We start from the raw sequence: 22,120 nt of genomic DNA, 5'->3' as shown, positions 1-22,120 counted from the left end.
CCTCGGGGGGTGCTGTGAATTGTTATATGAGGTGGTGCTGAAGGATAATCTTAAACGATTAAGTTAGCGCTGCTAAGTAAAGACCACCGGTGGCCACTCTTTCAACCAAGACTTTTGTCTAGGACAAGGCCCAGGTCGTCGCAGTTGGCGTTGGCGTGCCACGCGTCAAACTGCTCGAAGGGCTGGCGATGACTTGGAGGAGTGTCCGTCGCTAGACATTGGTCGCAGTTGCACCGATTGGCGTTGAGGGAAGCGGCTTAAACGATTAAGTTCTGCTCGTGCTCTTCGCATTCCAAGGGCAAACCTGTGTCACGGGACTTAATCGATACAGATTTGCTCGATGTCACGTCCCGCAGGGCCCCGATGCCCGCGAGGTGACCAGCGAAGAGGCCATGTCGCGATACCGGGAAGCGGCAAGCATCCCCCGCGGCGCACCACCAAGCACAACAAAAGGGAAGTAGACGACGATGAATTCCGCGATTTTCAAGACACCGCTCGCCATCGCAATCACCGCGTCCGGCATGGCCCTGGCCAGTACCGCCAGTGCCCAGTCGAGCGATCTCGACCAGCGTCTGGCTGACCTCGAGGCGCGCATCGCCGCCGCCGAGCAGCGTGCCGATGCCGCCGAGCAGCGCGCCGAGGTTGCCGAGGCCCAGGCCGAGGAGCCCCTCTCCAGCGATGCGGTGGAGGAACGCCTGGCCAGCGTCGAACGCCAGGCCAGCGGCGAGGAAGGGTTCTCGTTCGGTGCCTATGCGCGCTCCGGGCTGCTGCTCGGCGAGGATCGTAAGAGCATCCCGGGTGGGCCCTATGTGACGCCCGCCGGGTCCTTGGGCGGTGCCGTGGGCCGTCTAGGCAACGAGGGAGACACCTATGTCGAGGGCATCTTCAATTACCGTACGCGCTACGACAACGGCGCCCGGGCCCTCTACCGTATGATGCTGGCCGACTCGGTGAGCACCAGCAACGACTGGACCGCCGACGAGTCGAACCTCAACGTGCGCCAGGTCTTCGCCGAATTCAGCGATCTGCCGAGCTTCACCGGGGTGTTCGAGAACGCCTCGATCTGGGCCGGCAAGCGCTTCGACCGTGACAATTTCGACATTCACTGGATCGACAGCGACGTCGTCTTCCTGGCCGGCACCGGGGCGGGGATCTACGACATGCAGCTGGCCGACAACTGGACCTCTAACATGTCGCTCTACGGCCGCAGCTTCAGCGATTTCGAGATCATCGGCAGCGAAGATCCGGGTAGCACCGACAGCCTGATCCTGACGTCCAACAACTACGTCGGTAACTGGCAGTTCATGGTCAGCGGCCTCTCCGCGGCGGATAACGACGAGCGCGACATCGCCGCCGGCCAGACCGCCGCCGACAGCGGCTTTCATAGCATGGTGGCGTACCACGGCGACAGCTTCTTCGGCCTGAGTGAGGGCAACTTCAAGGCGGCCCTGATCCACGGCCAGGGCCTGGGCGCCGAGGCCAAGGTGTTGGGTGCCGACGGCAACCTCACCGATGACGCCCAGGCCACCCGCCTGGGCCTCTATGGCACCACCTACCTGGCGCCGACCTGGCGCGTGGCGCCCTCGCTGCTCGCCGAGACCAGCAAGGATCGCTATGTCCAGGGCGATGAGTTCAACTGGGCGGGCCTCAACGTGCGCCTGGCCAACGAACTGACCGAGAACTTCGAGATGCAGTACGAGGCCAGCTACCAGTACATGGACCTCGACCAGGGGGAGGGCGGCAACGCCGTGAAGGGCGACTTCGGCAAGCTCACCGTGGCGCCCACCTTCAAGCCCCAGGTGGGGGGCTTCTGGCAGCGCCCCGAGATTCGTCTGTTCGCGTCCTATACCGACTGGGACGAGGACCTCAACAACTTCGGTGGCAGCTTCGGCGAAGAGGGCTTCACCGGAGGTCAGTGGAGCTTCGGCGTGCAGACCGAGGTGTGGTTCTGAGGGTAGCGCGTCCCCCTCGCTAGCCGTTTCGATCCTTGCCCGCGTCTCTCGACGCGGGCTCTTTGTCTTTGCGTCAGATACCTCCACCTACAGCGATAGAAAGAACAGGATCAGCGGCGGCGACAGCAGCGACAGGATGAAGCCGCTGACCACGGCGATGGGCACGCAGGCCACGCCGCCGTGCTGCTGGATCACCGGCAGGGTGAAGTCCATCGAGGTGGCGCCGCCGTAGCCGATGGCCAGCGGCGTGGCGCGGTGGATCAGCAGCGGGATCAGCACGAAGGCCAGCAGCTCGCGGGCCAGGTCGTTGAAGAAGGCCACGCCGCCGAGCAGCGGACCCAGCTGGTCGCCGATCAGGATTGCCGACAGCGAGTACCAGCCGAACCCCGAGGCCATCGCCAGCCCCTGGTTCCAGCTCAGCCCCAGCAGCGGCGCGGCGAGTAGCCCGGCGAGCAGCGAGCAGGCGGCAACGGTGGCGGCGATCGCCAGGCCGAAGCGGTTGAGCAGGATCTGCTTGAGCGACATGCCGGAGTTGCGCAGCTGGCAGCCGATCAGCGCCAGCAGCGCATACAGCGCCCATTCGGCGAGCCGCTCGGCCCAGGCGTAGGCCGGTTCACCGACCAGCCAGCCGAGCAGCAGCCCGATCAGCACCCCGGCCATGACCACCCCGACCAGCGCCAGCGAGCCGAACATCGCGGTGAGCTTGCTGGTCGGCGCATTGGCCACCACCGGCGAGTCGCCGACGCGCAGCCGCAGCCGGCGTGATAGCCACAGCAGGCCGAGCAGGTTGGTGGCGGCGGTAATGCTGAACAGCAGGCCGGCCTGAACGCCCATTTGCGACAGCTGCCCGGCGAGGTTGTCGAGTCCGGCCAGGCTGATGCCCATCAGCAGCAGGATTAGATAGACCGACGCGTTGACCCCGCGATTGATCAGCGCCATGGCGCCGGCGTGGCGCACCGGTACCAGGTAGCCCAGCAGCAGCGGCAGGAGGACGATCAGCAGGCCGGTGAACATGGCGTTCCTTGTGAGTCGACAGGGGGGGCGGGTAGGTCAACAAAAAGGCAGCCAGTATGGCTGCCGGGGGCTACTTTACGGATTGCCTGGACGCCAGGGAAGCCAATTTCGCTGATACTGCATTAGCGGCATCGATGCTTAGCGGGTGGCGGTCTCGAGGGCACTCAGCGTCAGCCGACTGCGGCGCTCGCCGTCGCGGTGGTAGTCGACGCCGAGCAGCAGGCCGGGGAGTTCGGGATGGAAGTCGAACACCAGCTGGCGCTCGGGGGTCTCCGGGTCCCAGGTCTCGACGCTGACCGCGTCGAAGGTGCCAGCGGGGCTCTCCACCGGGTCGCGGGCCACCACCCGGTAGAGCAGCGTCTCCTCCTCGCCCTTGTGGTCGACGAAGCGCAGTTCGCAGGGCGTCGCCTCCTGACCTTCACAGCTGCCTGACGCCGCGCTGCGCCGCGACAGGTCGAACAGCGCCGCCTGGCGGTCGGGCAGCGCACTCAGCTCCTCGCTGCCGAGGCGGTAGTCGCCGCCGATGCCGAGCAGCGAATAGCCGCTGGAATAGGCGCTGGGCCGCACACCGTCGGCGTTGACGCGAAAACGGCTGCGCTCGGTGCCGCGGGCCACGGCGATGGCGGCGCGCATGTCGCTCTGCCACTGCTCGCCGTGCTGGCTGAGGCGGTGCTCGACGCGGGCGTTGGGCCAGCCGCTGATCTGCAGCTGGTAGTGGGCGGTGAACGGCGTGGGCTCGGCCATGCCCTGTGCGGCGGCGCTGGTGCTGGCGCCGACCAGCAGCGCGGCGATCAGCAGTGTACGGATGATCGACACCTGGGACTCCCTGGGCCAGTGAACGACATGCCTGAGAGCCCCGGCCCGGCGCGAGGTTCCCGCTACCGGGCGAGTTGCGCATTCTTTGCGCGATGCGGGCCTTAGGCGTTGTACGAAAAGCCGGCGAGCGCAGGCAGTTTTCGTCAACGCCTAGCGGTGGCGTTCGGCCAGCCTGGCAAGCGCTGGGGAGAGCGACAGCGGATAGCCGGACTCGCCGTCCTCCAGCATGCGCAGTGACGCCGGCAGGCGCTGCAGGGTCTCGGCGCCCCGCGGTGGTGCCTGCTCGGCCAGGGCCATCTGCTCGGCATCCAGGCGCCCGCCCTCGACCAGCGGCACCAGCAGCGGGGTGCCGGACGGCGGCGCCTCGTCGCGCAGGGCCAGGGTGTCGCCGGCCAGCTGTCCGCGTTCGTCAAGCCGGCGATAGACCTGCTTGCGTCCGGGCAGGTTGAGCTTGCCCGGCGAGCGCTTCGCGCGGGGTGTGCCGGCGTATTCGACCAGCTTGTAGGAGAGATCGATCACCGGCGCGTCGGCGGAGACCCCGAGCTGAGTGCCGACGCCGAACACGTCGATGGGCGCGCCCTGGGCCACCAGCGCGGCGATCTTGTGCTCGTCGAGGCCGCTGCTGGCAACGATCTTGACCCGGGTGTGGCCGGCGTCGTCGAGCAGGCGACGCGACGTCTTGGCCAGTGAACCGAGGTCGCCGGAGTCGAGGCGGATGGCGCCCAGGTGCAGCTCGGGTTCGGCATCCAGCAGCGCGATCAGGTCGCGCACGCCGTCCAGGGTGTCATAGGTATCCACCAGCAGGGTGGTGCCGGGGTAGTGGCGCAGGAAGGCGCGGAACGCCTCGCGCTCGTGGTCGTGGGCGAGGATATAGCTGTGCGCCATGGTGCCGCGCAGCGGCAGGTCGTGGCGCAGCCCGCCGAGCACATTACTGGTACCGGCCAGGCCGGCGCTGCGGTAGGCACGCACGCCGCGCACGGCGGCATCGACGCCGTGCATGCGGCGCATGCCGAAGTCGACCACAGGCCGGCCGTCGGCGGCCAGTACCAGGCGCACCGCCTTCGACGCCAGCAGGGTCTCGAGCTGCACCAGGTTCATGAGCAGGCTCTCGAGCAGCTGGGCCTCGGCGATTGGCGCCTCGACCTCGAGCAGCGGCTGGTTGGGAAACACCGGCGTGCCCTCGGGCAGCGCCCAGATATCGCCGCTGAAGCGCCACTCGCCGAGCCAGGCGAGGAACTCGGCCTCGAACTGGCCAGTCGCGGCCAGGCGCTCGCGGTGGTGCGGTTGGAAGTGCAGCCGGCTGGCCACGGCGGCGGCATGCTGCTGGCCGCAGGCGAGCATGAAGCGGCGCGTGTCGGGCAGCTGGCGGAAATAGAGGCTGAAGGTGGCGCGCTCGCGCAGGCCCTCCTTCCAGTAAGCCTGGAGCATGGTCAACTGGTAGAGGTCGGTGAGTAGCGCCAGGTCATCGTCGGCGACCTGCAGGGGCGGGGCCGCGCTCATTGGCGCACCTCGACCCCGGCGCGCTCGAGCTCGGCCAGGCAGTCGCCCGCCGCGCCGGGGTCTACGGCGGCGCTGAGCGGCGCCAGCAGCAGGGCGGCGAAGCCGGCATGGCGCGCGTCGAGGGCCGTGGCGCGAACGCAGACGTCCAGCGCCAGGCCGCAGATCACCACCCGAGTGATATTGCGTTCGTGCAGGTAGCCGGCCAGGCCGGTGGCGTCGAAGGCCGAGTAGGCGTCGGCGTCGAAGGCGGTGGCCTTGCTCACCCGCAGGGCGTCGCCGGGCAGTGCCAGGTCGGGATGGAAGGCCGCGCCGTGGGTGTCCTGAACGCAGTGCGGCGGCCAGCTTCCGCCGCGATGGATGAAGCTGGCGTGGTCGACCGGGTGCCAGTCGCGGGAGGCGATCACCAGGGCGCCCGCCGCGCTGGCGGCGGCGATCTCGGCGTTGATGCCGGGAATCAGGCCGCGGCCGCCGGCCACGGCCAGGGCGCCACCCTCGCAGAAGTCATTCTGCATATCGACCACCAGCAGGGCGTCGCCGGGGCCGTAATCGATGTGCATGGTCATCGTTTGCCTCTCCCTATCGGGCCTGATTGCTTACAGCCTAGCGTTCCCCGGCGCCGCGTTGAAACCTGGCGCCGCTCAGTAGCCGGCGCTGCGGTCGATGGTCGGCACCTCGCGCCCGGCATGCCAGGCCTCGAGGGTTTCCACTACCTGGTCGAGGGCCGCGCCGAGCGGCGTGGGGCCGGCCATGTGCGGGGTGATTAGCAGTCGCGGGTGCTGCCACAGCGGGCTGTCGGCGGCCAGCGGCTCCTCGGGGAAGGCGTCGAGCAGGGCGCTGCGCAGACGACCCTCGTGCTCGGCATCACCTAGCGCCTCGAGCAGCGCATGCTCGTCGATCAGGGTGCCGCGGCCGGGGTTGATCAGGCTGGCGCCATCGGGCAGGGCGGCCAGGGTCTCGGCGTTGATCAGATGATGGGTCTCGGGGGTGTTGGGCAGCAGGGTGATCAGCGTGCGTACCTGGCCCAGCAGGTCGAAGAGGCCCTCTTCGCCGTGGTGGCAGTGGATCTCGTCGAGGGACTTGGGTGAGCGGCTCCAGCCGTGAACCGGAAAGCCTGCCGCGGCGATGCGCTCGGCGACATGGCGGCCGATGGCGCCCAGCCCAAGAACGCCCACCGGCCAGTCGCCCTTGTCGATTACCTGGTGCTCGCGCCACTCGGCGCGCTGCTGCTGGTCGCGATAGCGGTCGAAGTCGCGCTGTACATGCAGCAGGCCGTAGAGGCAGTAGTCGGCAATCAGTTCGCCCATGCCGGCATCGCGCAGCTTGACGATGGGGGTGTCGTCCGGTAGCCCCGGGTTGCTCAGCAGGGCATCGACGCCGGCGCCCAGGTTGATGATGCCGCGGGCCTCGGCGTGGCGCTCGAGCAGCTCGGCGGGCGGCTTCCAGACCGCCAGGTAGTCGATGTCGTCGACCGCCTGGTCGCTGGTGAAAACCTCGGCGTCGGGGAGTCGCTCCTGCAGGGCTGCCTGCCAGCCGGCGGCATCGTCGATATGCACCAGAATTCGCATGATGTCTCCTCGGTGATGGTGTCCGTAATGCATCATCGGCCTGCGCGGGGCGTGGAGTAAAGTCGCCGGGGTGGATCGGGCAATAAAGCCTTTGACGGCGGGCTTGGCGATGGTGCTAGTATCGTCGCCAGGACGTTGATGGGGCGCGACCCCCCTCCAATATCGTGCCCGCTGGCAGGGAGCCCTCGCCGCGGTCACCGATGGTCTTGCCAACAGTGCTCGAACCGCGGGTTCCGACGCAGGTAGTGCAAGCTGGTTGATGCGCAGGCTCGGCCTTTTCCGAGGGGAAAGAGCCGGTTTTGGTGATTTTCGGTAATGGCGAGTGGCCACATGACTCAGGTAACCCTGCCTTTCACTCGTGAAGAGTATGCCAGCCGCCTATGGAAGGTACGGGCGGAGATGGCCAATCGCGGCATCGATGTGCTGATCATCAGCGACCCCTCCAACATGGCCTGGCTCACCGGCTATGACGGCTGGTCGTTCTATGTTCATCAGTGCGTGCTGCTGGGGCTGGAAGGCGAGCCGGTGTGGTACGGCCGGCGCATGGACGCCAACGGGGCGCTGCGCACCTGCTGGATCGACCCGTCCAACATCACCTACTACCCGGATTACTACGTGCAGAATCCGGACATGCATCCCATGGACTACCTGGCCCAGTCGATCATGCCTGACCGCGGCTGGCATCGGGGCGTGGTGGGCATGGAGATGGACAACTACTACTTCTCGGCCAAGGCCTACCAGAGCCTGCTGCGCGAGCTGCCCCATGCGCGCTTCATGGACGCCAATGCGCTGGTCAACTGGTGTCGCGCCATCAAGTCGCCCCAGGAGATCGCCTACATGCGCGTCGCCGGCAAGATCGTCGAGGGCATGCACTCGCGGATTCTCGAGGTGATCGAGCCGGGCCTGCCCAAGAGCAAGCTGGTCTCGGAGATCTATCGCGTCGGCATCGAGGGCTGGGTCGATGAGCACGGCAAGGTGTACGGCGGTGACTACCCCGCCATCGTGCCGATGCTGCCCACTGGCAAGGACGCCGCCGCGCCGCATCTGACCTGGGACGACACGCCGTTCCGCGAGGGCGAAGGCACCTTTTTCGAGATTGCCGGCGTGTTCAAGCGCTACCATGCGCCGCTGTCGCGCACCGTATTTCTCGGCAAGCCGCCCAGGGACTTCGTGCGCGCCGAGTCGGCGCTGCTCGAGGGCATCGAGAACGGCCTGGCGGTGGCCAAGCCCGGTAACCGCACCGCGGATATCGCCATGGCGCTGGGCGCGGCGATGGACAAGTATGGCTTCGACCGCGGCGGCGCCCGCTGCGGCTACCCGATCGGCATCTCCTACCCGCCGGACTGGGGCGAGCGCACCATGAGCCTGCGCCCCTCGGACGAGACTATCCTGAAGCCAGGCATGACCTTTCACTTCATGCCCGGCCTGTGGGAGGACGAGTGGGGCCTGGAGATCACCGAGAGTATCCTGATCACCGAGACCGGCTGCGAAACCCTGGCCGACTTCCCGCGCCAGCTCTTCGTCCGCTGACCCCGAGATGAAGCAACAACGCATAGCGAGGAGCGCCGGCGATAGGTCGTAGAGGGGGTTCTACGCCATGGATGGCGTAGGAAGCGCCCAGGGAAGGGTTTACAGCGCCCCCTCGCAGGCCTGTCGCCGGATCAGCTCCGAGCGCTGGGGACTGCCGCAGGAGCAGCCTCGAGTATTGCACCGCGGCAATCCGTACAAGCACAAGGAGAGTACCCTATGGCCAAGCGCCCTAGCCCGATCAGCGCTACCGTCGACTTCGATGCCGACGGCGTTCAGCACGGTTTCCTCAAGCTGCCTATCTCGGTGGACGACTCCGCCTGGGGTGCGGTGATGATCCCGGTCACCGTGGTCAAGAACGGCGCCGGTCCCACCGCACTGCTCACCGGCGGCAACCACGGCGACGAGTACGAGGGCATCACCTCGCTGCTCAAGCTGTCGAGCAGCCTGCGCGCCGAGGACGTCAGCGGCCGGGTGATCATCGTGCCGTGCATGAACACCCCGGCGGTGATGGCCGGCAAGCGCACTTCGGGGCTCGACGGCGGCAACCTCAACCGCAGCTTTCCCGGCGACCCCGACGGCAGCGTCACCGAGAAGATCGCCGACTACTTCACCCGGGTGATGACGCCGATGTGTGACGTGGTGCTAGACCTGCACTCCGGCGGGCGCACCCTGGATATCATCCCGTTCGGCGCCTCCCACGTGCTCGACGACCCCGAGCAGCAGCGCCGCGCCCTGGAAGGCGCCAAGGCTTTCGGCGCGCCCTACGCGATGATGATGTTCGAACTCGATGCCGCGGCACTCTTCGATACCGCGGTGGAGCGCCAGGGCAAGATCTTCGTCGCCACCGAGCTCGGCGGCGGCGGGACCTCGACCCCCGAGAGCATGGCCATCACCGAGCGCGGCGTGCGCAACTTCCTGATCCACTACGGCCTGCTGGCGGGCGAGGTGGAGATGCCCGCCGAGCCGCAGGTCTTCCTCGATATGCCCGACGCCAGCTGCTATGTGCAGAGCCAGCACGCCGGCGTGCTGGAGCTCTGTTTTGCGCTGGGTGAGAAGGTCGAGGAGGGCGCGGTGGTAGCCCGAGTCTACGACATGACGCGCAGCGGTGCGGCGCCGGTGGAGTACCGCGCCAGCCGCAGCGGCGTACTGGCGGCGCGGCGTCATCCGTCGCTGGTCAATATGGGTGATACCATCGCGGTGATCGCCGATGTCGTCGACTCGCTCGGCTGAGGCTCCCACACACTGGAAAACGCATGAAGCTCGACCGCTACGATCTGAAGATCCTCGAGATCCTGGCCCAGGATGGGCGCATCACCAAGTCGAAGCTGGCCGAGTCCATCAACCTCTCGGTCAGCCCCTGCTGGGAGCGCGTCAAACGACTCGAGAAGGCCGGCATCATCGAGGGCTATTCGGCGCGCATCAATGCCAACGTACTGGTCAAGCGCACGCCGGTGTGGGTGCAGGTCGAGCTCAAGGCCCACAACGCCGAGAGCTTCCAGCGTTTCGAGGCGCTGGTCCATGCCACGCCCGAGGTCAGCGAGTGCGTGGCGGTAGGCGGTGGCGTAGACTATTTGCTTAAGGTCGAGGCCGATTCCATCGATGCTTATCAACGCCTAATTGACGCCTGGTTGGTCTCTGAGGTGGGAATCGAGCGCTACTTCACCTACATCGTGACCAAGACGGTCAAGCAACAAGCCCCTCAAATTCAATTAGATAGCCGCTGAGGCCTGGCGTTTCGCCATACGTACCGCGTGTTTTCCTCCTGTCAAGCCGTTAACGTTGGTTACACGTCTGCTGAATTTGGCATAAGCTGATTTGGTAAGCGGGTTGTGGCGATACCGCCTTGCAGGGGAAGTCCCCCACGATGTCATTTTTTTCTAGGCGTTCGCCATTCGAGAGGAACAGCATGTCCTATTTCACGATTGCCGGGGTACAACTGCATGCCCTGCACCACGGTGACAACACCGATGCCATGCGCCATCGCATCAACCTGCTGATGGCGCGCTTTCCCAACGTGCAGATGGTGCTATTCAGCGAGCTGGTGGCCAACGGTGCCTCCACCCACCACGCCGAGCCGATGCCCAGCAACATGGAGGCGATGTTCTGCCAGTTGGCCGAGGAGCATCGCATCTGGCTGATTCCCGGCTCGATGTTCGAGCGCGAGGGCGACAAGGTCTACAACACCCTCAGCGTGATCAACCCTCAGGGGCAGGTAGTGGCGCGCTACCGCAAGATGTTTCCGTTCCGGCCCTTCGAGGAGGGCGTCGAGGGCGGCAGCGAGTTCGTGGTCTTCGACGTGCCTCAGGTAGGCCGCTTCGGGGTGTCGATCTGCTACGACATGTGGTTCCCCGAAACCACCCGCACCCTGGCGGCGATGGGCGCCGAAGTGATACTGCACCCGACCATGACCGACACCATCGACCGCGATATCGAACTCTCCATTGCGCGCACCAATGCGGCGATCAATCAGTGCTACTTCTTCGACATCAACGGTACCGGAGCGATGGGCAACGGCCGCTCGATCGTGGTCGGCCCGGCCGGTGACGTGATTCACCAGTCCGGCACTGGCGAGGAGATCATCCCGGTGGAGATCGACCTCAACCGGGTACGCCGCGAGCGCGAAGTGGGTCTGCGCTGTCTCGGCCAGCCGCTCAAGAGCTTCCGCGATCGCAGCGTCGACTTCGGCGTCTACCGCAGCGAGAACGCGCCGACACCGTACCTCGACACGCTCGGGCCACTGGTCAAGCCGCGCCGGCCCGATAATGGCCATCACGATATTTGATCGCGCCGCTGGCGCAGCACTAGGGAGAGCCTCGCGATGTTGAACAGGATCATCTACCAGCTGCGTCAACTGTTCATGCAGCTGTCCGCTCCGGGGGACGGCCGCCAGGACTCGCCGCCTGCCGCGGCCGAGTCGTCCCAGACCATCCATCGGGCAGGACCTCGCCAAGGAGCAAGAGAAATGAACAAGATCACAAGCATTTCCGATGTTCGTCGCTATTTTCACAATAATAAGACACCGATCTATTTCGTCTCGGCGACCAACTTCAATCTGCTGGGTATCGGCGACTGGGTGGGCAACTTTCGTCATATCAACTACATCGATTGTTTCGACGGACGCCAGAAGAACGTCTTCGTGCCCAAGGAGAAGTTTCCCCGGGATTTCGAGAGCATCGAGGACATCAACAACTACCTGCTCGAGCACAAGGAAGTCATCGACTTCCTCAAGACCCGCGGCGGCGAAGGCACCGCGACCTTCCTGATGTTCGACGAGCACACCGAAGAGGTGTGCGAGCAGCTCGGCCTCAAGGTCGCTTTCCCGCCTGCAGAGCTGCGCTCGCGCATGGACAACAAGATCGAGACCGTGCGCATTGGCAACAAGGTCGGCGTGCCCAGCGTGCCCAACGTGCTGGCCAAGGTCGACAGCTATGCGCATCTGCAGGAGGTCAGCGCCGAGCTGGGCACCCAGGACCTGGTGATCCAGTCCGCCTACGGCGACTCCGGGCACACCACCTTCTTCGTCTCCAATGAGGACGAGTACTATAAGTACGCCGAAGAGATCGAGGCCGAGCCCGAGGTCAAGATCATGAAGCGCATCAACTGCCGCGGGTCGGCCATCGAGGCCTGTACCACCCGCTGCGGCACCGTAGTGGGGCCGCTGATGACCGAGCTGGTGGGCTTCAAGACCCTGACTCCCTACAAGGGTGGCTGGTGCGGCAACGAGATGTTCGCCGGTGCCTTCAGCCAGGAAGTGCGCGACAAGGCTCGCGAGTACACCTTCAAGTTCGGCGAGGCACTGCGCGACGAGGGCTATCGCGGCTACTTCGAGCTCGACTTCCTGATCGACATGGACACCGAAGAAGTCTTCCTCGGCGAGCTCAACCCGCGGGTCACCGGGGCCAGCTCGCTGACCAACGTGGCCGCCTTTGCCCACTCCGACGTGCCGCTGTTCCTGTTCCACCTGCTGGAATTCTCCGACGTCGAGTTCGATATCGACATCGCCGAGATCAACGAGCGCTGGGCGCATCCCGACAGCATCGACAGCTGGAGCCAGCTGGTCATCAAGCACACCGACGAGAGCATCGACCTGTTGACCCAGGCGCCACAGTCAGGGGTCTGGAAGATGGCCGCCGACGGCAGTATCGACTACGACCACTACAGCTATCATCCCCACGCCGCGGAGAGCGAGCAGGAAGCCTTCTTCGTGCGTATCAGCGGTGTCGGTGATTTCCGCTACGAGGGCGCCGACCTGGGCATCCTGATCACCCGTGGCCGGCTGATGGACGACGATTTCCAGCTCAACGAGCGCGCCAAGGCCTGGATCGAGGGCATACGCGGGCAGTTTGCCGGTCAGGCGCTGCAGGACCCGGTGGTCGAGGAGGTCGCCGTCAGCCACGCCATCGGCGGCGGCAACTTCAAGATTCTGTAGGTGCCATGAACAAGCAGCTCGAGTTTCGCAGCGTCGCGGAAGCGCAGCCTGGCGCTAAGTGGCAGGCGCTGTTTGACCACCACTGGCCGGCCTATGAGCGCTGGTATCTGTCGGAGACGGAGCGCGAGCGCCCCGGCTACCTGGCCTGCTACAACGCGCTCAGCCGGCACATGCCGGAACTGCTGCCGACCTACGAGCGGCTCTGCGAGCTGGCCGGCGGCGGCGACCTGGCGTCGCGCATGCTCAGCCTGTATCGGCCGCCGGCCTATATCACCGGCTGCTCCCAGGCGGTGCTGGCCAACGCCCATGCCAACCTGCTGGTGCGCAACTACGACTACCCGCCTGAGCTGTGCGAGGGCACCATCCTCGCCAGCTGCTGGAACGGTCGCCGGGTGATTGCCATGAGCGACTGCCTGTGGGGCGTGCTCGACGGCATCAACGAGCAGGGCTTGACGGTGTCGCTGGCGTTTGGCGGGCGCACCACCGTGGGCGACGGCTTCGGCGCGCCGATCATCCTGCGCTATATCCTCGAGTTCTGCGAGACCACCCCCGAGGCGGTGGAGGTGCTGGCCCGGGTGCCCACCCACATGGCCTACAACATCACCGTCAGCGATGCCCGCGGGCGCTACGTCACGGCGATGATCTCGCCGGACCGCCCGGCCTCGATCCGACGCATACCGGTGGCCACCAACCACCAGAAGAAGATCGAGTGGTACGCCCACGCGCTGGCCTCGGAGACGCTAATCCGCGAGCGCCAGCTGTCGATCCTGGTCGCCGACGAGGCCACCACCGAACAGCGCCTGGTGTCGGCATTCTTCGCGCCGCCGCTGTTTCGCCGCGACTATCGGCGCGGCCTGGGCACTATCTATACCGCGGTCTACCACCCGGAGGAGGGGCGGGCCAGCTTCTTCTGGCCCGGGGCGACGCTGGCGATGTCGTTTGCCGACCCGCGGGAGCAGCAGTTGACGATCCACTACGGCAGCCGCACGCAGCGGGCGGCTGAGGGCAACAGGACGGGACATTACAATGAGTGAGATAACCGAGTCGGATACTCCGTACACAGCGCTGGGCTTCTACCACAAGATCTCGCAGCTGCGGGCCGACACCTGGAATGCTCTCAAGCGCGACCTGGGCAAGCTGGTGCGTCTCAGCGATGAGGCTCAGGTGCGCAAGCTGGTCAAGGCGGTCGACGTCAAGCTCACTCGCCTGGAGATCATCGAGGACTATCACGCCTTCCCGTCCAAGGAGGATTTTCGCCATCTCTGGTCGCTGTTCGACCGCGAGGAGTATTCACTGCTGGAGAAAGTGGTCAAGCGCCTGGTGCGGGCACTGATCAGCGAGTCCTACCGCCGCCGTAACGTCGATCTCAGCGAATCCGACGCAGGCGCCGAGGATCTCGAGGCGCTCGACGCCCTGGCTCAGCTGCGCCGGGGTCATCCGGCCTCCAACAGTTCGTCGCAGCCCTACTTCGAGCTGCTGATCGTCGACGCCATGTCGGTGCAGGAAGAGGAGGTGGTGCGCGAGGCCTTCCACAACCTGCGCCGCCCCGAAGACCGCTTCGTCTACGACGTGGTTACGGTACGCAGCTTCGAGGATGCCCTGATCGCGATCCTGGTCAATCCCAATATCCAGGCCTGCTTGATCCGCTACGAGTTCCCCTACAAGTCGAAGTACAACCTCAGCGCCCTGCGCAACTATCTGGAGGGGCTGTCGGAGAGTGAGCTGGAGAGCAAATCCGAGGCCGAGCGCAGCATCCTGCTCAGCTCGATGATTCGCGAGATCCGCCCGGAGATCGACCAGTTCCTGGTCACCAGCGGCGACGTCGAGGCCACCGCCAGCCAGGATATCCGCCACTTCAACCGGATCTTCTACCGCGAGACCGACTACATCGAACAGCATCACACCATCCTGCGTGCCATCGATGACCGCTACCGCACGCCGTTCTTCGATGCCCTGCGCGAGTACAGCAAGAAGCCCACCGGGGTCTTCCACGCCATGCCCATCTCGCGGGGCAAGTCGGTGACCCGCTCGCACTGGGCGGGCCAGATGATCGACTTCTACGGCATCAATATCTTCCTCGCCGAGACCTCGGCGACCTCCGGCGGGCTCGACTCGTTGCTGCAGCCCTACGGGCCGATCAAGAAAGCCCAGGAGTATGCCGCGCGTGCCTTCGGGGCGCGGCAGAGCTTCTTCGTCACCAACGGCACCTCCACCGCCAACAAGATCGTGGTCCAGGCGCTGGTCAAGCCCCGCGACATCGTGCTGATCGACCGCGACTGCCACAAGTCGCACCACTACGGCATGGTGCTGGCCGGCGCCCACGTCGCCTACCTCGACTCCTACCCGCTCAACGACTACTCGATGTACGGCGCGGTGCCGCTCAAGGAGATCAAGAAGACGCTGCTGGCGCTCAAGCGCTCGGGCCAGCTGCACAAGGTCAAGATGCTGCTGCTCACCAACTGCACCTTCGACGGCGTGGTCTACAACGTGCGCCGGGTAATGGAGGAGTGCCTGGCGATCAAGCCCGACCTGGTATTCCTGTGGGACGAGGCGTGGTTCGCTTTTGCCACCTTCAACCCCACCTATCGGCCGCGCACCGCCATGCACGCGGCGCGCACCCTGCTCGACCGCTACCGCAGCGACGCCTACCGCGAGGAGTACGCCGCCTGGAAGGCCGAGTTCGATCAGTGCGATCCGGAGGATGACGCTACCTGGCTCGAGCAACGCCTGCTGCCCGACCCGGACGAGGTGCGAGTGCGTGCCTATGCTACCCACTCGACCCACAAGACCCTGACCTCACTGCGCCAGGGCTCGATGATCCATGTTCACGACCAGGACTTCCGGCAGAAAGTCGAGGGGCCGTTCCACGAGGCCTACATGACCCACACCTCGACCTCACCCAACTACCAGATCGTGGCGTCCCTGGACGTGGGGCGCATGCAGGCCGAGATGGAGGGCTTCGAGCTGGTGCATGCCCAGGTCGAGACGGCGCTGTCGCTGCGCGAGCAGCTTTACACCAACCCGCTGCTGCTCAAGTACTTCGAGGTGCTCAAGAACAGTGACATGATCCCGCTGGAGTACCGCCAGTCCGGCGTCGACACCTTCTACGATCCCAACACCGGCTGGAACAAGATGGAGGAGGCCTGGGCCCACGATGAGTTCGTCGTCGACCCCAGCCGTATCACCATGGCGATCGGCAAGACCGGGATCGACGGCGATGCGTTCAAGAACGAGTACCTGATGAACAAGTTCGGTATTCAGATCAACAAGACCTCGCGCAATACCGTGCTGTTCATGACCAATATCGGCACTACCCGCGGCTCCATCGCCTACCTGCTCGACGTGCTGATCAAGCTGGCCAAGTCCTTCGACCGGCGCTGGGAAGATAGCAGCCGGCCCGAGCGCAAGATCATCGAGCACCAGATCAAGTCGCTGACCCAGGAGCTGCCGCCGCTGCCCGACTTCAGCCGCTTCCATACGGCCTTCCGGCCCTTGGTCGACAGTCCCGAAGGGGATATCCGTCGCGCCTACTTCCTCAGCTACGACGAGGAGAACACCGAGTACCTGCGGTTCGACAACGGTGCGCTGCAGGCCGAGATGCAGGCCGGTCGCGAGGTGGTCTCGGCGAGCTTCGTGATTCCCTATCCGCCGGGCTTCCCGGTGCTGGTACCCGGGCAGGTGATCAGCGCCGAGATCCTGCGCTTCCTGCAGGCCCTCGACGTCAAGGAGATCCACGGCTATCGCCCGGAGCTTGGGTTGATCGTGTTCACCGAGGCGGCGCTGGCGGATACCGAGCAGGGGTGTGACTGACAGAAAATTCTGGTTTTCCCCGGGCTGAGACAAAAAAAACCGCATCTCCCGCGGCGGCGAACGAAAAGTCTCGCCGCCGCCGGGGCGGTACCCTGTAGGCATGCAGCGAGCGGCCCCGGCCGCTCGCGACACGTTTTGCCAATGCCGGGCGCGTGATCAGCACGTGCCGGCGCGACAGGGGGAGGTGTCCCATGACCCAGTCCATCAAGCTCGAAGATCCACGCCTGTTTCGTCAGCATGCCTATATCGACGGCAAGTGGACCTACGGTGACGGTGGCCGCGACGAGGCGGTGACCGACCCCGCCACCGGCGAGGTGCTGGGCCACATCCCGCTGCTCGAGGCCGACCAGATCCGCGGTGCGGTGGATGCCGCCGAGGCGGCCTTCGTCCACTGGCGCGCGCTGCGCGCCGACGAGCGCTGCGAGCGCCTGCTGGCCTGGTACGACCTGCTGCAGGCCCATCGCGAGGACCTGGCGACGCTGATGAGCCTGGAGCAGGGCAAGCCGATGCCGGATGCCCGCGGCGAGGTCGAGTACGGCGCGAGCTTCGTGCGCTGGTTCGCCGAGGAGGGCAAGCGCACCTTCGGCGAGACCATTCCCAGCCATATTCCCAACGCCGCACTCGGCACGCTCAAGGAGCCGGTGGGCATCGCCGCGCTGATCACGCCGTGGAACTTCCCGCTGGCGATGATCACCCGCAAGGCTGCGGCGGCCCTGGCCGCCGGCTGCCCGGTGATCGTCAAGCCGGCCAATGAGACGCCGTTCACGGCGCTGGCGCTGGCCGAGCTGGCCGAGCGCGCCAGCATTCCTGCCGGAGTCTTCAACGTGGTGCTCGGCGACCCGCCCGAAGTCTCAAAGATCCTGTGCGCCGAGGAGCGGGTCAAGGCGCTGTCCTTCACCGGGTCGACCCGCGTTGGGCGGCTGCTGCTCGAGCAGTGTGCCGGCACCGTCAAGCGGGTGTCGCTGGAGCTGGGTGGCAACGCGCCGTTTATCGTCGGCCCCGACATGGACCCCAAGGAAGCCGCGCTGGCGGCGGTGGCCGCCAAGTTCCAGACGGCGGGGCAGGACTGCCTGGCGGCCAATCGCATCCTGGTCCACGAATCGATCCACGATGCGTTCGTCGAGCACTTTGCCGAGCGCATGGCGGCGCTGACCGTCGGCAATGGGCTGCACAGCGAGGTCGACCTCGGCCCGCTGATTCACGGCCAGGCGGTGGACAAGGCCGCGAGCATCGTCGACGACGCCCTGTCCCGCGGTGCGACCCTGGTCGCCGGCGACCAGAGCCAGGCGCCGGGTCCCAACTTCTTCATGCCGGTGCTGCTCACCGGGGTGACACCGCAGATGCAGGTGTGGCGCGAGGAGAACTTCGCGCCGGTGGCGGGGATTACCGCCTATGCCGACGACGACCAGGTCATCGAGATGGCCAACGACACCGAGTACGGCCTGGCGGCCTACGTCTATACCCACGACATCCGCCGCATCTGGAAGCTGCTGCGCGCTCTGGAGTTCGGCATGGTCAGCGTCAATTCGGTGAAGATGACCGGCCCGCCGGTGCCGTTCGGCGGCGTCAAGCAGTCGGGCCTGGGCCGCGAAGGCGGCATCACCGGTATCGATGAGTACCTGGAGACCAAGTACTACTGCCTGGGTGCCCTGGGATCTGTATCAGGGAGCTAGCGACAACAAGGGCCGTGATGGGCAATCGAGCGATATTTCCAAGGACGCTGGGGCAAGTGCAGCGGCGCGCGGCGATCGACAGGGATGTCGATCGAGAATCGGCAAGAGGGACCTTGTTCCGATTCGACGCGCAGGCCGCAAGCGCAGCCTCAGGGTTTCGTCCTTGGGCATCGTGAGAGGGCGCATGGCGGCTCTTCAAACGTTAGCAAAAATACGAACGCCCCGAATGAACGGGGATCTGCCAAGAGAGAACAGCGATGAGCCTGCACAAGGAATTGATCGACCGCGACCGCAAGGTCACCTTTCACGCCTCCACCCACCTGCGTGACTTCGCCCACGGCGACGCGCCGGGCCGGGTGATCAGCGGCGGCAAGGGCATTCATATCGTCGACAAGGACGGCCGCGAGTTCATCGACGGTTTCGCCGGGCTCTACTGCGTCAATATCGGCTACGGTCGCACCGAGGTGGCCGAGGCAATCTACCGCCAGGCGCTGGAGCTCTCCTACTACCACACCTACGTCGGGCACTCTAACGAGCCGCAGATCCAGCTATCCGAGAAGATCCTCGAGCTGGCTGGCCCTGGCATGTCCAAGGTCTACTACGGCATGTCCGGCTCGGATGCCAACGAGACCCAGCTCAAGATCGTGCGCTACTACAACAATGTGCTGGGCCGCCCGGCGAAGAAGAAGGTGATCTCGCGCATGCGCGGTTACCACGGCTCGGGCATCGCCTCCGGCTCGCTGACCGGGCTCAAGGCGTTCCACGACCACTTCGACCTGCCCATCGAGACCATTCGCCACACCGAGGCACCGTTCTACTACCAGCGCAGTGCCGAACAGGCGGGCATGAGCGAGCGCGAGTTCTCGCACTACTGCGCCACCCAGCTCGAGAAGATGATCCTCGCCGAAGGCCCGGAGACCGTGGCCGCCTTCATCGGCGAGCCGGTGCTCGGCACCGGTGGCATCGTGCCGCCGCCGGAGGGCTATTGGGAGGCGATCCAGACCGTGCTGGCCAAGTACGACGTGCTGCTGATCGCCGACGAGGTGGTATGCGGCTTCGGGCGTATCGGGACCGACTTCGGCAGCCACTTCTATGGCATCAAGCCCGACCTGATCACCGTCGCCAAGGGCCTTACCAGCGCCTACCAGCCGCTCTCCGGGGTGATCGTCGGCGACCGCGTATGGCAGGTGCTGGAGCAGGGCACCGGTGAGTTCGGCCCCATCGGCCACGGTTGGACCTACTCCGGCCACGCCCTGGGCTGTGCCGCGGGCCTGGCCAATCTCGAGATCATCGAGCGTGAGGGGCTGACCCAGAACGCCGCCGAGACCGGCGGCTACCTGCAGCAGGCCATGGCCAAGGCGTTCGGCGATCACCCCATCGTCGGCAACGTACGCGGCGTGGGCATGCTGGCGGCCCTCGAGTTCTCGCCGGACCCGGCCAAGCGCGTCTCCTTCGACCCCGGCCTCAAGGTCGGCCCGCGCATCGCCGCGGCGGCCATGGACGAGAACCTGATCGCCCGGGCCATGCCACAGGGTGATATCCTCGGCTTTGCGCCGCCGCTGGTCACCACCCGCGCCGAGGTCGACGAGATCGTCGCCCGCGCCCGGCGGGCGGTGGATCGGGTGCTCGACGAGCTGGCCAACAACGAAGACCTCAAGTAAGCCACGTCAGGCTTGCCTGCGCCCCCGCTTCTCACAGAAGTGGGGGCGTTACGCTTTGTGCCTTCGTGAGTTGAGGGGGCGGTGCCGCTGAGCCAAGCTATCAACACGACCTCACCGATTGCCTGGAAAGGAGATGCACGGCATGGCAACGCTACTCGCCTTCGACGTCTACGGCACCCTGATCGACACCCACGGCGTAGTCGCCGAGCTGGAGGAGCTGCTGGGCGAGGCCCGCGCCGCTGAGTTTTCGCGGCGCTGGCGCGACAAGCAGCTCGAGTACAGCTTTCGGCGTGGCCTGATGGGCGCCTATGCCGAGTTCTCGGTATGCACACAGGAGGCGCTGGAGTACACCGATCGTGCGCTGGGGACTCATCTCTCGGAGACCGCCAAGGAGCATCTGATGGCCGTCTACGGTCGGCTGCCGGCGTTCGCGGAGGTGCCCGAGGCGCTGGAGCAGCTGAGCCGCCGCGGCATCCGCTGCGTGGCCTTCTCCAACGGCACCCGCGAGGCGGTGGACGGCCTGCTGCGCCAGGCCGGCATCGACCAGCACTTCAGCGATATCGTCAGCGTCGACGAGATCAAGCGCTTCAAGCCCGACCCCGCCGTCTACTCCCATCTGCGCACCCGGCTCGAGGCCAGCGCCGCGGATACCTGGCTGATCTCCAGCAACGCCTTCGATGTGATCGGTGCCGGCCACGCCGGCCTGCATGCGGTCTGGGTGCGGCGCGGCAGCGAGGCGCCGTTCGACCCCTGGGGCGGCGAGCCGGACATGACGGTGAGCGACTTGCTGAGCCTGGCCGAGCGCTTCTGAGAGGGTGTCTACAAAAGGACTGCACTCGACAATACGTCGTTAAAAATTGACTCAATATGCTCATTTACACCCCGTAAACTCCGCTATTTCGTCAATTTTTGCCTCGTCTTGCCTTCGTTCGCCTGTTTTGTAAACACCCTCTGAGTGCGATGAACTTCCCTAGGGTCTCACCATCCCATGTTGGCGGCCTACGCTTGCCTGGCCGGGCTCACCCACATGGAGGTAGACAGAATGATCATAAATCCCGCGTACATGGCGGCTGCACTGGCTGTTGGAGTCCTGGTCAGCGGCCCGTTGCATGCCGATGACACCCCACACGGCGTCGAACGGCTCAGCGGTAGCGCCAATATCGACGATGTAGAGGCACGCCTGCGCGAGGCGCTGGACGAGCGCGAGCTGGCTCTGGTCGAGATGGTCGACCACGCCGCCAACGCCGCCAATGTCGACCTCGAGCTGGCCGATACCCGGCTGTTTCTGTTTGGCAATCCCGAGGTCGGCACGCCGATGATGCAGTGCCAGGGCAGCGTGGCGCTCGATCTGCCACAGAAGATGCTAATTCGCCAGGACGGTGATCAGGTGCACATCGAGTGGAACGACCCGCACTACCTGGCCGAGCGCCACGGCCTCGACGACTGCGAGCTGCCGCTGGACAACGTCGCCGACGTGCTCTCAGAGGTGGCCAGCGAAGCGCTGGGCAACTGACACTCCCTTCAATCCTCGTCGGAGTTGGTATTTTCCAGCCCCGCCAGCAGCTGTGGGTGGTAGGCCGAGAGCCTGGTCAGGTCGGCGGGGCGGTCCAGGTCCCAAATCGTCTCCAAGCAGGTCAGCCGATACCCCAGTGCGGCGGCCTTGCGTGCCGTCTGAGCCATCACCCGTGCGCTGCCCCAGTCGATGCCGGTGAATAGCCGTGGATCGGCACGCTGCATGCCGATCAGCCCATAGCCACCGTCTTCGGCGGGGAGCATCGCCACGTCGGCCTGATCCAGCGCCAGATGGCAATGCGCCAGGAGACTAGGGGTGATGACGGGGCAATCCGTGCCGATCAGCAGCCCCGGTTCTGGCATGGCGTGCAACGCCCGATGGATGCGCACCCCGAGATCCCCCTCCGGCTGAGGGCGCAGCATGATGCCATGATCATCGGCAAGCTCCTGGAACACGGGGTGGCAGTGATCGAGGGCTGTCCAAAGAGTGATGGACTTGGCGGCGGTGGAGGCCAGTGCGACCTCTAAGGTGTGGCGTAGAAGGCGCTCGTGGAGCAGTGCGGCGCCTTTCGCGCCGAGTGCCGGAATCAACCGGGTCTTGGCCAAGCCGGGGATGGGGGCCTTGGCCAGGATGGCCAGCGGAAAATTGCAGGACATG

General features: G+C 65.6%; 18 protein-coding genes. 12 read left to right on the top strand and 6 right to left on the bottom strand.

Annotation, left to right across the window (positions count from 1 at the left end):
- The first annotated feature begins 467 nt into the window (after positions 1-467).
- Positions 468-1,952, top strand: coding sequence for a porin (locus tag BWR19_14515; protein APX94048.1), 1,485 nt, complete (start codon positions 468-470; stop codon positions 1,950-1,952).
- An 87-nt stretch (positions 1,953-2,039) separates the two neighbouring features.
- Here BWR19_14515 and BWR19_14510 read toward each other — a convergent pair whose 3' ends face one another.
- The 5 genes from BWR19_14510 to BWR19_14490 all read right to left on the bottom strand — a co-directional run bounded on the left by BWR19_14510 (position 2,040) and on the right by BWR19_14490 (position 6,847).
- Positions 2,040-2,966: a hypothetical protein gene (locus tag BWR19_14510; GenBank protein ID APX94047.1), complete on the bottom strand. Its 927-nt coding sequence runs from the start codon at positions 2,964-2,966 to the stop codon at positions 2,040-2,042.
- Positions 2,967-3,104: 138 nt separating this feature from the next.
- Positions 3,105-3,782, bottom strand: coding sequence for a hypothetical protein (locus BWR19_14505; GenBank protein ID APX94046.1), 678 nt, complete (start codon positions 3,780-3,782; stop codon positions 3,105-3,107).
- 150 nt (positions 3,783-3,932) lie between these two features.
- Positions 3,933-5,282, bottom strand: a complete 1,350-nt coding sequence (locus BWR19_14500; protein APX94045.1) for a nicotinate phosphoribosyltransferase — start codon at positions 5,280-5,282, stop codon at positions 3,933-3,935.
- Positions 5,279-5,845 carry a nicotinamidase gene (locus BWR19_14495; GenBank protein ID APX94044.1) on the bottom strand — a complete coding sequence of 189 codons (567 nt, stop codon included), beginning with the start codon at positions 5,843-5,845 and terminating at the stop codon, positions 5,279-5,281. Before BWR19_14495 ends, BWR19_14500 begins: the two co-directional genes overlap by 4 nt.
- Positions 5,846-5,920: 75 nt before the next feature.
- A complete protein-coding gene (locus tag BWR19_14490) occupies positions 5,921-6,847 on the bottom strand; it encodes a glyoxylate/hydroxypyruvate reductase A (protein ID APX94043.1) in 927 nt (308 codons plus the stop codon).
- A 330-nt stretch (positions 6,848-7,177) separates the two neighbouring features.
- Between BWR19_14490 and BWR19_14485 the strand changes: the two genes are divergently transcribed.
- From BWR19_14485 to BWR19_14435, 11 genes are all read left to right on the top strand, one after another.
- A complete protein-coding gene (locus BWR19_14485) occupies positions 7,178-8,377 on the top strand; it encodes an ectoine hydrolase DoeA (protein ID APX95044.1) in 1,200 nt (399 codons plus the stop codon).
- A 216-nt stretch (positions 8,378-8,593) separates the two neighbouring features.
- Positions 8,594-9,607 (top strand): N-alpha-acetyl diaminobutyric acid deacetylase DoeB, encoded by a 1,014-nt coding sequence (locus BWR19_14480; GenBank protein APX94042.1) that lies wholly within the window; start codon positions 8,594-8,596, stop codon positions 9,605-9,607.
- A gap of 23 nt (positions 9,608-9,630) precedes the next feature.
- Positions 9,631-10,101 (top strand): AsnC family transcriptional regulator, encoded by a 471-nt coding sequence (locus BWR19_14475; GenBank protein APX94041.1) that lies wholly within the window; start codon positions 9,631-9,633, stop codon positions 10,099-10,101.
- Between the two features lie 182 nt (positions 10,102-10,283).
- Positions 10,284-11,159, top strand: coding sequence for a carbon-nitrogen hydrolase family protein (locus BWR19_14470; GenBank protein ID APX94040.1), 876 nt, complete (start codon positions 10,284-10,286; stop codon positions 11,157-11,159).
- 180 nt (positions 11,160-11,339) lie between these two features.
- Positions 11,340-12,806, top strand: a complete 1,467-nt coding sequence (locus BWR19_14465) for a biotin carboxylase (GenBank protein ID APX94039.1) — start codon at positions 11,340-11,342, stop codon at positions 12,804-12,806.
- A gap of 5 nt (positions 12,807-12,811) precedes the next feature.
- On the top strand, positions 12,812-13,840 hold the full coding sequence (locus tag BWR19_14460) for a hypothetical protein (protein ID APX94038.1): 1,029 nt from the start codon (positions 12,812-12,814) through the stop codon (positions 13,838-13,840).
- The gene (locus BWR19_14455; GenBank protein APX94037.1) at positions 13,833-16,616 is read left to right on the top strand and encodes an ornithine decarboxylase; all 2,784 of its coding nucleotides are present in this window, start codon (positions 13,833-13,835) and stop codon (positions 16,614-16,616) included. Before BWR19_14460 ends, BWR19_14455 begins: the two co-directional genes overlap by 8 nt.
- Positions 16,617-16,807: 191 nt before the next feature.
- Positions 16,808-18,289, top strand: a complete 1,482-nt coding sequence (locus tag BWR19_14450; GenBank protein ID APX94036.1) for an NAD-dependent succinate-semialdehyde dehydrogenase — start codon at positions 16,808-16,810, stop codon at positions 18,287-18,289.
- A gap of 257 nt (positions 18,290-18,546) precedes the next feature.
- Entirely contained in the window at positions 18,547-19,950 is a 1,404-nt protein-coding gene (locus tag BWR19_14445) for a hypothetical protein (protein ID APX94035.1), read from the top strand.
- 142 nt (positions 19,951-20,092) lie between these two features.
- Positions 20,093-20,761: a haloacid dehalogenase, type II gene (locus tag BWR19_14440; protein ID APX94034.1), complete on the top strand. Its 669-nt coding sequence runs from the start codon at positions 20,093-20,095 to the stop codon at positions 20,759-20,761.
- A 231-nt stretch (positions 20,762-20,992) separates the two neighbouring features.
- A complete protein-coding gene (locus tag BWR19_14435) occupies positions 20,993-21,463 on the top strand; it encodes a hypothetical protein (protein ID APX94033.1) in 471 nt (156 codons plus the stop codon).
- Positions 21,464-21,471: 8 nt separating this feature from the next.
- Here the strand turns inward: BWR19_14435 and BWR19_14430 are convergent, their stop codons facing one another.
- A complete protein-coding gene (locus BWR19_14430; protein APX95043.1) occupies positions 21,472-22,119 on the bottom strand; it encodes a hypothetical protein in 648 nt (215 codons plus the stop codon).
- Between the last annotated feature and the right edge of the window lies 1 nt (position 22,120).

This window comes from Halomonas sp. 1513 (assembly GCA_001971685.1).
GTDB lineage: Bacteria > Pseudomonadota > Gammaproteobacteria > Pseudomonadales > Halomonadaceae > Franzmannia.
Note: the sequence above shows the minus strand (reverse complement) of the source record. Positions and strands in the feature narration are given on the sequence as shown.

What these genes read in the sequence shown, in the direction of transcription:
- BWR19_14515 (APX94048.1), top strand. Translation starts at nt 468, where the DNA reads ATGAATTCCGCGATTTTCAAGACACCGCTCGCCATCGCAATCACCGCG.
- BWR19_14510 (APX94047.1), bottom strand. Translation starts at nt 2,966, where the DNA reads ATGTTCACCGGCCTGCTGATCGTCCTCCTGCCGCTGCTGCTGGGCTAC.
- BWR19_14500 (APX94045.1), bottom strand. Translation starts at nt 5,282, where the DNA reads ATGAGCGCGGCCCCGCCCCTGCAGGTCGCCGACGATGACCTGGCGCTA.
- BWR19_14495 (APX94044.1), bottom strand. Translation starts at nt 5,845, where the DNA reads ATGACCATGCACATCGATTACGGCCCCGGCGACGCCCTGCTGGTGGTC.
- BWR19_14490 (APX94043.1), bottom strand. Translation starts at nt 6,847, where the DNA reads ATGCGAATTCTGGTGCATATCGACGATGCCGCCGGCTGGCAGGCAGCC.
- BWR19_14485 (APX95044.1), top strand. Translation starts at nt 7,178, where the DNA reads ATGACTCAGGTAACCCTGCCTTTCACTCGTGAAGAGTATGCCAGCCGC.
- BWR19_14480 (APX94042.1), top strand. Translation starts at nt 8,594, where the DNA reads ATGGCCAAGCGCCCTAGCCCGATCAGCGCTACCGTCGACTTCGATGCC.
- BWR19_14475 (APX94041.1), top strand. Translation starts at nt 9,631, where the DNA reads ATGAAGCTCGACCGCTACGATCTGAAGATCCTCGAGATCCTGGCCCAG.
- BWR19_14470 (APX94040.1), top strand. Translation starts at nt 10,284, where the DNA reads ATGTCCTATTTCACGATTGCCGGGGTACAACTGCATGCCCTGCACCAC.
- BWR19_14465 (APX94039.1), top strand. Translation starts at nt 11,340, where the DNA reads ATGAACAAGATCACAAGCATTTCCGATGTTCGTCGCTATTTTCACAAT.
- BWR19_14460 (APX94038.1), top strand. Translation starts at nt 12,812, where the DNA reads ATGAACAAGCAGCTCGAGTTTCGCAGCGTCGCGGAAGCGCAGCCTGGC.
- BWR19_14455 (APX94037.1), top strand. Translation starts at nt 13,833, where the DNA reads ATGAGTGAGATAACCGAGTCGGATACTCCGTACACAGCGCTGGGCTTC.
- BWR19_14450 (APX94036.1), top strand. Translation starts at nt 16,808, where the DNA reads ATGACCCAGTCCATCAAGCTCGAAGATCCACGCCTGTTTCGTCAGCAT.
- BWR19_14445 (APX94035.1), top strand. Translation starts at nt 18,547, where the DNA reads ATGAGCCTGCACAAGGAATTGATCGACCGCGACCGCAAGGTCACCTTT.
- BWR19_14440 (APX94034.1), top strand. Translation starts at nt 20,093, where the DNA reads ATGGCAACGCTACTCGCCTTCGACGTCTACGGCACCCTGATCGACACC.
- BWR19_14435 (APX94033.1), top strand. Translation starts at nt 20,993, where the DNA reads ATGATCATAAATCCCGCGTACATGGCGGCTGCACTGGCTGTTGGAGTC.
- BWR19_14430 (APX95043.1), bottom strand. Translation starts at nt 22,119, where the DNA reads ATGTCCTGCAATTTTCCGCTGGCCATCCTGGCCAAGGCCCCCATCCCC.